Origin of the sequence: Chlorogloea sp. CCALA 695, from assembly GCF_003003885.1 — a bacterium.
Lineage (GTDB): Bacteria > Cyanobacteriota > Cyanobacteriia > Cyanobacteriales > Chroococcidiopsidaceae > Aliterella.
The window spans coordinates 36,488-47,290 of sequence record NZ_PVWN01000032.1; the positions used below are offsets into that span (position 1 = coordinate 36,488).

General features: G+C 43.0%; 15 protein-coding genes and 2 pseudogenes. 10 read left to right on the forward strand and 7 right to left on the reverse strand.

Annotated elements, in window-relative coordinates:
• Nucleotides 1-19 precede the first annotated feature (19 nt).
• The 9 genes from C7B70_RS15860 (at nt 20) to C7B70_RS15900 (ending at nt 5,936) form a co-directional block, all read left to right on the forward strand.
• Entirely contained in the window at nt 20-364 is a 345-nt protein-coding gene (locus C7B70_RS15860; RefSeq protein ID WP_106369991.1) for a rhodanese-like domain-containing protein, read from the forward strand.
• Between the two features lie 45 nt (nt 365-409).
• Nucleotides 410-1,150: a hypothetical protein gene (locus tag C7B70_RS15865; protein WP_106369992.1), complete on the forward strand. Its 741-nt coding sequence runs from the start codon at nt 410-412 to the stop codon at nt 1,148-1,150.
• Nucleotides 1,151-1,182: 32 nt separating this feature from the next.
• On the forward strand, nt 1,183-2,781 hold the full coding sequence (locus tag C7B70_RS15870; protein ID WP_106369993.1) for a PAS domain-containing hybrid sensor histidine kinase/response regulator: 1,599 nt from the start codon (nt 1,183-1,185) through the stop codon (nt 2,779-2,781).
• Nucleotides 2,782-2,886: 105 nt separating this feature from the next.
• On the forward strand, nt 2,887-3,069 hold the full coding sequence (locus tag C7B70_RS15875; protein ID WP_199192299.1) for a hypothetical protein: 183 nt from the start codon (nt 2,887-2,889) through the stop codon (nt 3,067-3,069).
• A gap of 31 nt (nt 3,070-3,100) precedes the next feature.
• A complete protein-coding gene (locus C7B70_RS15880; RefSeq protein WP_106370003.1) occupies nt 3,101-3,445 on the forward strand; it encodes a cupin domain-containing protein in 345 nt (114 codons plus the stop codon).
• Nucleotides 3,446-3,459: 14 nt separating this feature from the next.
• Nucleotides 3,460-3,933, forward strand: coding sequence for a hypothetical protein (locus C7B70_RS15885; protein WP_106369994.1), 474 nt, complete (start codon nt 3,460-3,462; stop codon nt 3,931-3,933).
• 48 nt (nt 3,934-3,981) lie between these two features.
• Nucleotides 3,982-4,206, forward strand: a complete 225-nt coding sequence (locus C7B70_RS15890; protein WP_233220958.1) for a YwiC-like family protein — start codon at nt 3,982-3,984, stop codon at nt 4,204-4,206.
• A 281-nt stretch (nt 4,207-4,487) separates the two neighbouring features.
• A complete protein-coding gene (locus C7B70_RS15895; protein WP_233220959.1) occupies nt 4,488-4,850 on the forward strand; it encodes an HPP family protein in 363 nt (120 codons plus the stop codon).
• Nucleotides 4,851-5,348: 498 nt separating this feature from the next.
• Nucleotides 5,349-5,936 (forward strand): hypothetical protein, encoded by a 588-nt coding sequence (locus tag C7B70_RS15900; protein WP_199192300.1) that lies wholly within the window; start codon nt 5,349-5,351, stop codon nt 5,934-5,936.
• Between the two features lie 72 nt (nt 5,937-6,008).
• Here the strand turns inward: C7B70_RS15900 and C7B70_RS15905 are convergent, their stop codons facing one another.
• From C7B70_RS15905 to C7B70_RS27840, 3 genes and pseudogenes are all read right to left on the reverse strand, one after another.
• Nucleotides 6,009-6,431 (reverse strand): hypothetical protein, encoded by a 423-nt coding sequence (locus C7B70_RS15905; RefSeq protein WP_106369996.1) that lies wholly within the window; start codon nt 6,429-6,431, stop codon nt 6,009-6,011.
• Nucleotides 6,432-6,623: 192 nt separating this feature from the next.
• A pseudogene (locus tag C7B70_RS15910) lies at nt 6,624-6,890 on the reverse strand (DUF3611 family protein); the annotation flags it as partial.
• A 61-nt stretch (nt 6,891-6,951) separates the two neighbouring features.
• Nucleotides 6,952-7,182: pseudogene (locus C7B70_RS27840) on the reverse strand (sporulation protein SpoIID); the annotation flags it as partial.
• A gap of 56 nt (nt 7,183-7,238) precedes the next feature.
• On the opposite strand from C7B70_RS27840, the gene C7B70_RS15920 reads away from it, so the two are divergent.
• Nucleotides 7,239-8,360, forward strand: a complete 1,122-nt coding sequence (locus C7B70_RS15920) for an IS630 family transposase (protein ID WP_106369998.1) — start codon at nt 7,239-7,241, stop codon at nt 8,358-8,360.
• On the opposite strand, the gene C7B70_RS28820 is transcribed toward C7B70_RS15920, so the two are convergent.
• The 4 genes from C7B70_RS28820 to C7B70_RS15935 all read right to left on the reverse strand — a co-directional run bounded on the left by C7B70_RS28820 (nt 8,357) and on the right by C7B70_RS15935 (nt 10,484).
• Nucleotides 8,357-8,878, reverse strand: coding sequence for a SpoIID/LytB domain-containing protein (locus tag C7B70_RS28820; RefSeq protein WP_369831889.1), 522 nt, complete (start codon nt 8,876-8,878; stop codon nt 8,357-8,359). The two genes, C7B70_RS15920 and C7B70_RS28820, sit on opposite strands and share 4 nt — an antisense overlap.
• Complete coding sequence (locus C7B70_RS27850; protein WP_233220960.1) at nt 8,850-9,197, reverse strand: hypothetical protein; 348 nt, start codon at nt 9,195-9,197, stop codon at nt 8,850-8,852. Before C7B70_RS27850 ends, C7B70_RS28820 begins: the two co-directional genes overlap by 29 nt.
• A 1-nt stretch (nt 9,198) precedes the next feature.
• Nucleotides 9,199-9,825 carry a hypothetical protein gene (locus C7B70_RS15930; protein ID WP_106370000.1) on the reverse strand — a complete coding sequence of 209 codons (627 nt, stop codon included), beginning with the start codon at nt 9,823-9,825 and terminating at the stop codon, nt 9,199-9,201.
• Nucleotides 9,826-9,899: 74 nt separating this feature from the next.
• Entirely contained in the window at nt 9,900-10,484 is a 585-nt protein-coding gene (locus C7B70_RS15935) for a hypothetical protein (RefSeq protein WP_106370001.1), read from the reverse strand.
• Nucleotides 10,485-10,803 lie beyond the last annotated feature (319 nt).

Here is a 10,803-nt window from a genome sequence, read left to right on the forward strand (position 1 = left end):
ACTTTTAGGAGAAAAATCAATGAAAACTCAAATAAATTTTGTTCAGAGGCAGATTTGCCCCACAGTATTAACAGTTGAGGAGGCAATGAATCGCCAAAAGAAACTCCTGATCATTGATGTACAGAATCCAAAATATGTGACTAGCATTATTCCGAGAGCGCAGCGCTTGAATGAAGCGATTTCGCTCAAAGACATTCCCAAAACTCAAGCTGTTCTAGTCACTTGTTTATCGGGAGAGCGAAGCTTTAGAGTGGCGCAACAATTGATTCAACGCGGTTATTGTGATGTTTATGTTCTCAAAGGCGGAGTAATGGCATGGCGAAGGGCGGGGTATATGACCCAGTTAATCAAACTTCCCGCCTAATCTCTGAGATTCTATTGCATTTACTTCAAAGGTGAAATCAAATTCATGCTGGATCAAATTTTCAACTCTCCATTCAATATTGAAGTCGAAACGCTTTTAGTGCTGCTTGTGCTTGTGGCGATGGAGGTAGTCTTGTCAGCCGATAATGCGATCGCACTTGCAGCATTGACCCAAAGATTACAACACCCAACCCTAGAACGACGCGCCTTAAACATTGGACTGGCAATTGCATATCTTCTCCGAATAATTTTGATTGCAAGCGCAACCTGGATTGTTCAATTCTGGCAAGTTGAACTTGCAGGAGCGCTTTATCTCTTGTGGTTAGCTTGGCAGTATTTCACAAGGAAGCAATCAGACGGGAACTATCTTCCCACGCAAGTTCAATCCCTCTGGCAAATAATTCCCTTGATTGCTTTGACGGATCTTGCCTTCTCCTTAGATAGTGTGACGACTGCGATCGCGATTTCTCAGGAACTTTGGCTAATTGTTTTGGGCGGTACGATCGGAATTGTGGCGCTGCGGTTTCTGGCGGGGTTATTCATTCGATGGTTAGAAGAATTCACCCATTTATCAGATGCAGGGTATCTTGCAGTTGCTTTGGTTGGATTGCGGTTATTATTACGGGTGATCAATCCTGACCTCGTGCCATCAGAATGGGTAATGGTAACTCTGATTGCTTTGTTGTTTGTGTGGGGATTCTCTCGCCGCATTCAGAAGCCCTTACAGAATTCAATTGACAAAGCTGAAATTAGACAAGCCCCGATCGAATCTTTGCAAAAATCTTAATTCTTCAACTTGCAAAAACTGAACAAGAGAACATGACAATGTTAATAGCAGAAATGTTGAATGTAAAAAACAACACATTGCGTAATAACCAGAGCGAGGGGCGGTTTCGCACTCTGATTAGTGCCAGTTCCAATGTGCTGTATCGCATGAATGCTGATTGGAGCGAGATGTACGAGCTTCAGGGCGGCAATTTGATCGCAAACACATCCGAGCCAATCTCTGATTGGATGCAAAAATATATTCACTCAGATGACCAAGCCAGCGTATTAGAGGCACTTGAGGTAGCCGTCGGGAACAAGCGTTTGTTCGAGCTAGAACACCGCATTCGTCAAGTTGATGGCACACTGGGCTGGGTTTACTCACGCGCTGTGCCTTTACTCGATAGTGCTGGTGAAATTATTGAATGGTTCGGCGAGGCGAGTGATATTAGCGATCGCAAGCGCATCGAGCAAGAGCGCGAACAATTGCTAGCGCAAGAACAAGCCGCACGGGAAGCTGCCGAATCTGCCAACCGGATCAAAGATGAGTTTTTGGCTGTCCTGTCGCACGAGTTGCGATCGCCCCTCAACCCGATTCTAGGTTGGACACAACTGCTGCAAAAAGGCAAACTTGATAGCGCCCGTCAAGTCGAAGCCTTAACAATAATCGAGCGCAATGCCAAATTGCAATTGCAGCTGATCGAAGACTTACTCGACATCTCCCGCATCATACAGGGCAAATTGTCCTTAACAGCCGCTCCTGTTAACTTGACGTTTGTGATTTCTGCTGCCGTTGAAACGGTGCGTTTGGCAGCACAAGCGAAGAATATTGGACTACAGATTGACCTAGGCACCACAATCTCTCTGGTTTGGGGCGATGATGTCCGCTTACAGCAGGTGGTATGGAACTTACTCACAAATGCGGTTAAGTTCACACCCAATGGCGGACAAGTCATGGTTGAACTACAGCAAGCTGATGGTTTTGCTCAAATTCGGGTGATTGATACTGGCAAGGGCATTCAACCACAATTTCTGCCTTCTGTGTTTGAGTATTTTCGGCAGGAAGACGGCTCAACTACTCGTAAATTTGGTGGGCTAGGGTTGGGGCTGGCGATCGTGCGGCAAATTGTCGAAATGCACGGCGGGATGGTCAAAGTAGAAAGCTTGGGTGAGAATCAAGGCGCAATCTTTACAGTGCAATTGCCCCTCATGCAACAGGCAGTTCCGACTGGATCAGAACCGAGCCGCACTAGCGTGGACACCCAGGTTCCCCTTAGCAACCTGCAAATTCTGCTCGTTGACGACGATCTCGATACTTGCGAGTTTCAAGCATTTGTGCTGTCACAGAGCGGGGCAAAGGTAACAACCGTTGCTTCTGGCTTCGAGGCGTTGCAGGTACTTGATCGATTTATTCCCGATCTGCTAGTGAGCGACGTGGGTATGACTCAGATGGATGGGTATATGCTGATGCAACAAATTCGCTCTCGTCCTACCGATCAAGGAGGGGCAATTCCGGCGATCGCGCTAACGGCTTACGCGAGAGATTTTGATCGGCAAAAAGCGTTTCAGGCAGGGTTTGGATCTCACATCACGAAACCTGTTGAGCCAGAGGCGTTAGTGAGGGCGATTGTAAACTTGCTAGAACCCAGCTAAGGCTTTACAGAACCCATTTGACATCTTTTGCCGTCTCGAAGTACAGTGACGGCAAAACCTATATTCAGCAGCCATGACATACTCTAGCAGCCTAACAGACGAAGAATGGGAATAGCTTTACTGAATTTGAGACGAATGTTTCAAGATGAAGGCATTGTAGATACAATTTGGATTTTGGGTAATGTTTTGACTCACGAATCTACCCGCACAAGAGTTTTAGAAATGCGTTCTGTTTTCCAGAAATATCGTAATGAATTAGGTTACATCATTCTGTGTGCTGTTGCCTAGTAGTGTCATTAATCCAAAATTAAAAATTGCTATGACTTCTAAAAACACAACAAACTCATCTTTCGTTACCCAATTGCGAGAACAAATTGAATATCGTGATGCTGGAACTTTCAATAAAGTATTGCTAAAAGATCAAGCTTGTCAACACACGCTCTTGTGTCTTGCAGCTAACACGGAGATTTCTGAGCATAAGTCTACTCGAAATGCCACTGCTAATGTGATTGAAGGACGGGGTGTACTCACTTTGTCGGGACAAGATATTGCCCTAGAAACAGGTGTTTTCGTATTTATACCTGCCAATGCTCCCCACTCATTAAAGTCTGAAGACAAATTGGCGTTTTTGTTAACGCTTTCCGAAAAAGTAGATACTAATTAATTTTTTTCTGAACAATGGAATCAATAATTTCAACTTTCGCCCAACATTTAGATTTACCCCAAGTTCAGGTAGAAACGTTACTCTCAAAACCGCTAACAGAGTGTCTCAATTCACCTGAACTTAAGCAACAGCTAGACAGCTTAGACATCAATTTACTGAAGGAAACTCTACCCACAGCAGGAGCCGTCTTAGCCAAAGAACTACCGCCTTTTTACAACTGGCTGAAAAATGAATTGGGGGTTAAGCGTGTTCCCGATAGTCCAGATCATACGACAAAATGGGTAATTGGATTCGTCAACAATGAGCAAAGCTTGAGCAATCTAGTTGAGTTACATAAACCCGTTCCACGTCTGGCTTTAGAAACATCTGTTCCCCGCTTGGTAAGCTTGTTTGATGGAATCGAAGACGCGCACGTTCGCCAACAGTGGCAGAAAGCGATCGCTGCTCTTTGCTTACCTTTAGTTGTCGCTGCTCGTGAAAGAGATTGAGCGATGATCGCAGCCTAATAAAACATTCTAGAGCAGGAGAATTTGACGATGACTCAAACCGTCAATACAACTAGCAATACCAAACCTAACACCCAGGCATGGTATCGCCCGACATTTTCCCCAGAACATGGAGTTTATGTAGTGTTGTTGGTTTCTTTCCTAATTGGTGCAGCCGCCGCCCAAAATTGGACATTGGCAACGACACTAGCTTTAGTGTGTGCTTTTTGTGGTTTTCAAGCAGATAAATCTGTATTTCTTGATACTTTCTATTAGCTTTTTTGAAGAATGTCATGATATCCTAACCTTAATCAGGTCTAGACAAAGCAACTCGAAAAGGACGGCTACCGAGCAACTTATTCATGATCAATGTCAAAAAGGTTTTGTTAAAATGGGAAAGTTATTGGTTTAAAGTCCTGGGTCGATGGAGATCATGCCCATTAGCTTGTCCAGTAGAGAGAACTCCTCATCGGCACGTTTTCTGGAGTTGGTTCGGGAGTTTTTTGGCGATCACTGCAACTTCCTATCTTGCAATAAAAACGAATTCTCCTCTATTCATGGCTCCCTTTGGTGCAACAAGCGTCTTGATTTTTGGCGTGCCAGATAGTCCTCTGGCTCAACCTCGAAACGTGATTGGGGGCAATTGCTTAGTGGCTCTGGTCAGTCTAATCATTTTACAACTTTTGGGTTCTTCGCCTTGGGCAATGGGAGTAGCTGTTTCAAGTGCAATCGCCATTATGCAAATTACTAGAACGTTACATCCGCCTTCAGGAGCCGTCGCTTTAGTCGTGATGATGACAAAACCAGATTGGCAATTTCTGCTAACACCTGCTTTTGAGGGATCGATGATCTTGGTACTCTGTGCTGTAATCTTCAATAACTTAGCGGAAGAACGAACCTATCCAAAGCACTGGCTATAGCCAAACCTCTCCTGATTTCTATCAGGGCAAGTTCAGACCGTCCTCTTAAAATTCAGTTTGGTTTAAAACTGGCTGAGACTTCAATAAATGCTGCTCCATACAAACAATAGCTCCTAAAAAAACATCGCGCATGATAGTTCAACACAGTGCTGTATCTTAGCGAAAGGAGGAGAATTGTGTGCTGTACTGGAGGATGACTTGGGAGCATCTCAGTTTTGCAATAAGTATAAATACTTATGGAGTTAAGGAATCAGGCAACTACACTTCTTCGCATATGGTGGAATTGGTGGTAAAAAAACCGAACCCAAGGCAAAAAGTCCGCTCTACTTCGGTCACTTTGCTTACGGAATTGCCGAGGTAGTAAGGGAACCTTTAACCGATGAATTGCGGTTTGAGATAGTTTATCACCAAATTTATACTCATAATACTGATGGATTAATTGCAGGTAGCTTGCATTGGTCGCGTTATATGGGCGACCGCTCTTTTGGGTAGCTAGGCTTGCGTCCAGTTGCCGATACCATAGTCGATCTTGATGGATTTACTGGTGATTACGAAACCCAGGATGGTGGGATTAGGTTGCCTCTAGACCAATTGATCCATCAACTAGAAATTATGGCTGCTCGCTATCGCATTGGTGATGGTACAGGCGGTACTTTTGTAGGACCAGCTAACAACTGTACCCAGGATGCCAATCAAGCTTTATATGCGGCACTGAAGCAAATAGCTAGGTCGATTCGTTCTCACCCAAACGTCGAGGAGTGGAAACAACAACATCCTGAACAGTTGTACAGATTGGAGCAGCTAGAAAGGCTAGGACTCGATCTCAAACGTCTGCTATTACCTTGGGGAACGGCACGAGTAGATTGGAAAGATCGCTCTGAGGTATTAGGTAGCACTTTGGAGGACAATCCACTGCAAAACATAATTCGCAGTTTACTGACTTGGCGCACGATTCTACCTCGTCTCACCAGCGATGAAGTAATTGAAGCATTTATCAGGCAGGGTGGCTCGGCATGGGTATTGCGAACTAATCAAGTCGGTGGAATAGATCCTGATATTGAACCTATTGCACCGATGACACTGTAGTTGAGCAGCTAGTGGTTAAAGTACACTTACTCATTCAACAAGGGGAGAAGCGATAATAACTATAAGCAAAAGTTACTTACAGACGATCTCTAATGAACTCGGTTCTTCGCTGATTTTGGGCTGCTGCGTGTTGGAATTATAGGTTACAAAAGTGCCTTTAAAATTTTCTTCCTTATAAACTTTAACAGTTGCCGCCGAGCCTACCTTAAGGCTATCAGCTTCATCTCCCCAATCTTTATTATTTGCACCAGGAAGATTGCGTAAATTGCTATACCGACCCGCACCTTTGATAACAATATTGCTATCGGTAAAGTTTTTACCATCCCAAAGATGCACTGAACAAGGGTTGTTGGTTTTTGTTGTGTTTTGTACTAGGACGGCTCCCAATGTATTCGTTGTTGCGCTTGCTGTCAGTGCTGGTTGACACGCTGTCATTATAGGAAGGGTCAAAACTGTGGCAGCCAATCCTGAAAATATTACACGACAATTTTTCATTTGCTTTCCTCCTCAAGTTAATTCCTACAAGGCTTAGTTTCCTTGTTATTTTGCACAATTTAAACTTTTGCTTCTTTATCTGTTCATCTATCCATGGCTATAACTTACTTTAAACAAAATGCCAAACATCTATACTACCTTATTTGCATACTACGTTTAGATGTGCTTGTTCTGTACTTGCTATTGATCTAATCAGTTAAGCAGCCCAAGTGAGGTAGCGCTGCCTACAAGGTGAGCGCCAATTAGATTGACGTTTGCCAAAACTACAAAAAGGTCTAGGGAACGAATAACATTTTCAGGTCTATAGACGGCAACTCCTTGAGGAAAAGCTAGAACTTTCGATAGCACCGCAATAACAGTTACTTCAGATGCTAAAAAAGCTAACACTAGCCCGATCAAACTGGCGATTAAGCCAGTTCGTAATATTTGAATTACGTCTTCTTTCTTTGAATGTAATTTACGACTAGATGACTGTTGTTAATCATAGTTTTTAAATAAAACAGCTACTTGGAAATAAAAATTACCGCTTCGACTCCAACCTCGCGATCGCTACCCCAGGATAGTACACCCCTAAAATCTGGCGATAATCATACCCCTGGTTCGCATAAGCATAAGCTCCCGTTTGGCTCATTCCCGCTCCTTTGTGCGCCCTATCGACAATTTCCTGCGTTGCCGCATAAAGCGATTCAACTACCCCACCCTGAGAACTAAGGATTTCCCCGGCTGTCTCGCTAACCGCCTGATGAGTAGTAAGCTAATCGGCATTTAAGCTGCATAATAGAAAGGTAAAATAACTGAAAAGTAATTATGCCACTACCAGCCAAAAACTTTTTAACACCAGAGCAAGTCATTGGGTTACAGAAAGCTCTTAAAGAGAGCGAACTAGCGCACGTTAGAGAAAGAATTTTAATTATTTTACTTCAAAACGATGGCAGAACACAAAAAGAAATTTCTAGATTTTTGGGTTGTTCGCCTAGAACAGTGGCTTATTGGTGTATGCATGGAGACCCAGACAATTTGGAAAGCTTACATAACAAACGAGAGTATGAACATTACCGAAAAGCTACTTCTGAGTATATTGAACTACTATTAAAAACTGTCGAGCAATCACCATCAGATTTAGGTTATGAATTTGGTCGATGGACGGCAGAGAGATTAGCTACATACTTAACTATGGCAACTGGGCTTAAGTTAAGTAGTTCTCAAGTTAGGAGGATATTAAAGCGAAAAAAGTATAGTTATACTTGGGCGAAATATGACCTAAGCTCCAAACAAGATCCAATAGAGAGAGCTTTGTTTCGACAAAGACTTAGTGACTACTTAGTAATAGCAAGAGATTATCCAGAACTATTGCAGGTATGGTTTTGGGATGAGAGTGGCTTTAGTTTACGTGTGATTCGTCGAAAAAATTGGGGTAAGAAAGGACAACGTAAAAGTATTACGGGGCAACGCTGCCGTGGTCGAATAAATGTAATGGGAGCAATTCGAGAATCAGACCGTAAGCGAGTATGTTTTTTTATTAAAAAAGGTAATGCAGATATCTTTCTGGAGCAACTGCAACAATTTAATGAATTAATTAAACAAGAGTGGGTAAACAAAGGAAATCGCTCGGAGGATTTTCAGGCACATGGACCTAGGATTATTTTAATTCTAGACAATGCTAGTTTTCATAAACGCCAAGATATTTTGAGTCAATTATCCAAACAACTGACTAACTTTCGCTTAGACTTTTTGCCAGCTTATAGCCCTGACTACAACATTATTGAATTAGTTTGGCATTCGTGTAAGGAATACATTGCTCATCGTCTATTTCAATCAGTAGATGAATTGAAGTTACTACTGGATAGGCTGCTAAACCAAGGCGAGTTAGTGATTAAGTGGCATCGCCAAATCAAGAATAAAGGGAATAATCATCATATTGCAGCTTAAATGCTTATTAGCTTATTGTATTCAGTGGCAATTCCTTTGTATGCCTGGTGTCTTTCCCCGGAAGTTACGTCAAACCACCCGTTAGCTGGGCGAAAAGTATGTACAAGAGCATAAGAACGCGCTGCTACAGCTTGGGCTTTCAGTGCCTCCATCGGTGCGGCGGCGGACATTTCGCTACCCACAACCGATAGGAGGTACTGCTTTAAATCCACGTAATTAACCGCGAGTAACTTATTTCCCTGGGCTATCAGGAGTAACTTGCCTCTGTACCAGCTATTGCCGACGAATACCACTCCACCATCAGTTGGCTCAATCCATAGAAGCGAAGGTATCTGCCAATTCTGAAAAAGGATAGTCGAATTACTGGCGCTGACTTGGAATGATTGACCAGGTGAAAGCGGCTCTAGACTTTGCCTGTTGCCGTCGATAATGTTTGCCTCTGTTGAGGATGCGAAGCCCTGCGTGCGCGCTTGCGCTATCGCAATACTACTAACGTTTTGTGCGATTGCTTCCAGCACTGCCGTAGGCAATCGCAACCCTAATCTCAATAGCTGGAGCAGTGTAGTGGCGTGAATTTGCTTTTTTGTTCGAGCTTTGGACTTTAGCTTTTGGTGGATGCTTTTGTACGATTACTTTTTGAGGCTGCTTTTTCGCTGAGGTTGGCGGATGGGGAGCATTAGTTGCAGGGGCGACTGGAGTAGTCGGCGGCAGTAGGTTGAGTGGTGGCAGAGGTTTCTGAGTGTCAACCGTTGTGGTAGAAAATGGTTGCCCTGAAGACATTATTTGAAACGTTAAGGGAATAACCACCGCAGGCAAAAACAAAACTATTTTTCGCATTCTAAAACCTGGGGGAATCCACTAGCATTGCCGCATACTCAGTATCAAGCATATCAATATGCTCAATATAAATATCACCGTTGTCAAGTGGTAGTAAATCGTTGTCTGGCATCATCTCCAAGTCCTCAACGTAAACCCTTCTGTAGTCAACTGGTAGCCTAATTGCATTAGCGTAACCTTCAGCTAGTTCCTCATTTTCCAGTGTTAAGCAGACCACTAGCGTTCCTTGAGGATAATCGTGACCAATCCCTGCAATAGTATACGGCAGCTTTATGGCAACAGCATAACCATAGTTGCTTGCTGACTCACGTGCAGTTTTAACAATTAGTTGAGGCGGAAACCACGTACTACCCCTACGGTAAATGTATGGCAAATCTTGCCCTTTTGAAAAACCCAAGCCGCGTTTTGTGACGACAAATTGGTTTAGTTCGCAGCGCGTATCGTCTATGCTCCGAAAACCATGAACCGTGCAGTAATATACTTCACCTGGTTCGCAGTCTTCTTGGGCTTCTAAAAATATATCTAAGTTTTCAGACTTGGCTATTTCTGCTATTTTTTGAACGTCCATTGCTTGCCAGTCAACCGCGAAGTATGACAGAAATATCTGGAAGGCTTGGTGCAGATTCATAATTTATAGTTTTGGTAAAAAGGTTACTTGAAAAAGAGGGATGTTACTTTAGCAGCATCCCTACTAAAAAATATTTAACTAGCGAGTAATTCTTGCCTTACTGCTTCAACAATCTCTGCTTTTGCTTGCTGTAATTTAACCTTTATTTGGCTAACTAAGAAAGCAAGCTTCTGGTCGCGCCCATTGACTTTCTGGGCAATACCCAGTGCTTTCGCTATCTTTCTAGCCTGTCGCAACTTTAGCTCATTTAAGTCAATCCCTCTCAACAAATCCTCAAGTTCAGGATTAGAAACATCGATGGTTTTAGCTGGAGGTAGCAATCGTAAATGCTTTGGTTCTTTCTGAGCCACCAAGATGTTGGATACTATTTCTGCTTTGTCTTCCCTCTTGAAAAACTCTGGGGACGGAAACCGCAACTGTAAAGGGTTTTCCGCTACTGGCAGTAACCAAGGGTCGGGCAGTTGACCTAATTCTTGTTGTTTTACCGCTAGAGGCAATTGACCGCTTGGCTCTTGAGGGTTAGTTAAGGGGAAGTCTAAAGCGATGGAAACTTGTTTGTAGGCGATAACTAATCTTGTGCCGAAATCTATTGATGCGATGGTTATGAAGCCTAATGCGATCGCGTTAAACAGAAACGTCAGTAGTTCTTGTGTAGACATGATAAAAATCCTTTTGTTTAGTTCGGCGTGTAGAGAGTGCCAAGTTTTTGATGTCGTATCTTTCCTGCGTTAGTAGTTCTAAAGATTGCTGCCATTGAGCTATTAAAACTTTAAAACTTGCTTGACTTAATAATATAATAAATCAAGCTATAAGTCAAGCATTTTACTATTAATAATTACATACAAAACACTTGTTAATAACTAAAGACAGACCTCAGTTTACTTGTCTAACCGTTAAGTTCAATCTCCCGCCATCCTTTAGCAAATTGCTAGTATTGGGGACAGTCCCCTTGAAAGCGTGGAAAAAGTTTCGACTTTC

Coding starts and splice junctions, on each gene's coding strand:
- C7B70_RS15860 (WP_106369991.1), top strand. CDS start 20: ATGAAAACTCAAATAAATTTTGTTCAGAGGCAGATTTGCCCCACAGTA.
- C7B70_RS15865 (WP_106369992.1), top strand. CDS start 410: ATGCTGGATCAAATTTTCAACTCTCCATTCAATATTGAAGTCGAAACG.
- C7B70_RS15870 (WP_106369993.1), top strand. CDS start 1,183: ATGACAATGTTAATAGCAGAAATGTTGAATGTAAAAAACAACACATTG.
- C7B70_RS15875 (WP_199192299.1), top strand. CDS start 2,887: ATGGGAATAGCTTTACTGAATTTGAGACGAATGTTTCAAGATGAAGGC.
- C7B70_RS15880 (WP_106370003.1), top strand. CDS start 3,101: ATGACTTCTAAAAACACAACAAACTCATCTTTCGTTACCCAATTGCGA.
- C7B70_RS15885 (WP_106369994.1), top strand. CDS start 3,460: ATGGAATCAATAATTTCAACTTTCGCCCAACATTTAGATTTACCCCAA.
- C7B70_RS15890 (WP_233220958.1), top strand. CDS start 3,982: ATGACTCAAACCGTCAATACAACTAGCAATACCAAACCTAACACCCAG.
- C7B70_RS15895 (WP_233220959.1), top strand. CDS start 4,488: ATGGCTCCCTTTGGTGCAACAAGCGTCTTGATTTTTGGCGTGCCAGAT.
- C7B70_RS15905 (WP_106369996.1), bottom strand. CDS start 6,431: ATGAAAAATTGTCGTGTAATATTTTCAGGATTGGCTGCCACAGTTTTG.
- C7B70_RS15920 (WP_106369998.1), top strand. CDS start 7,239: ATGCCACTACCAGCCAAAAACTTTTTAACACCAGAGCAAGTCATTGGG.
- C7B70_RS27850 (WP_233220960.1), bottom strand. CDS start 9,197: ATGCGAAAAATAGTTTTGTTTTTGCCTGCGGTGGTTATTCCCTTAACG.
- C7B70_RS15930 (WP_106370000.1), bottom strand. CDS start 9,825: ATGAATCTGCACCAAGCCTTCCAGATATTTCTGTCATACTTCGCGGTT.
- C7B70_RS15935 (WP_106370001.1), bottom strand. CDS start 10,484: ATGTCTACACAAGAACTACTGACGTTTCTGTTTAACGCGATCGCATTA.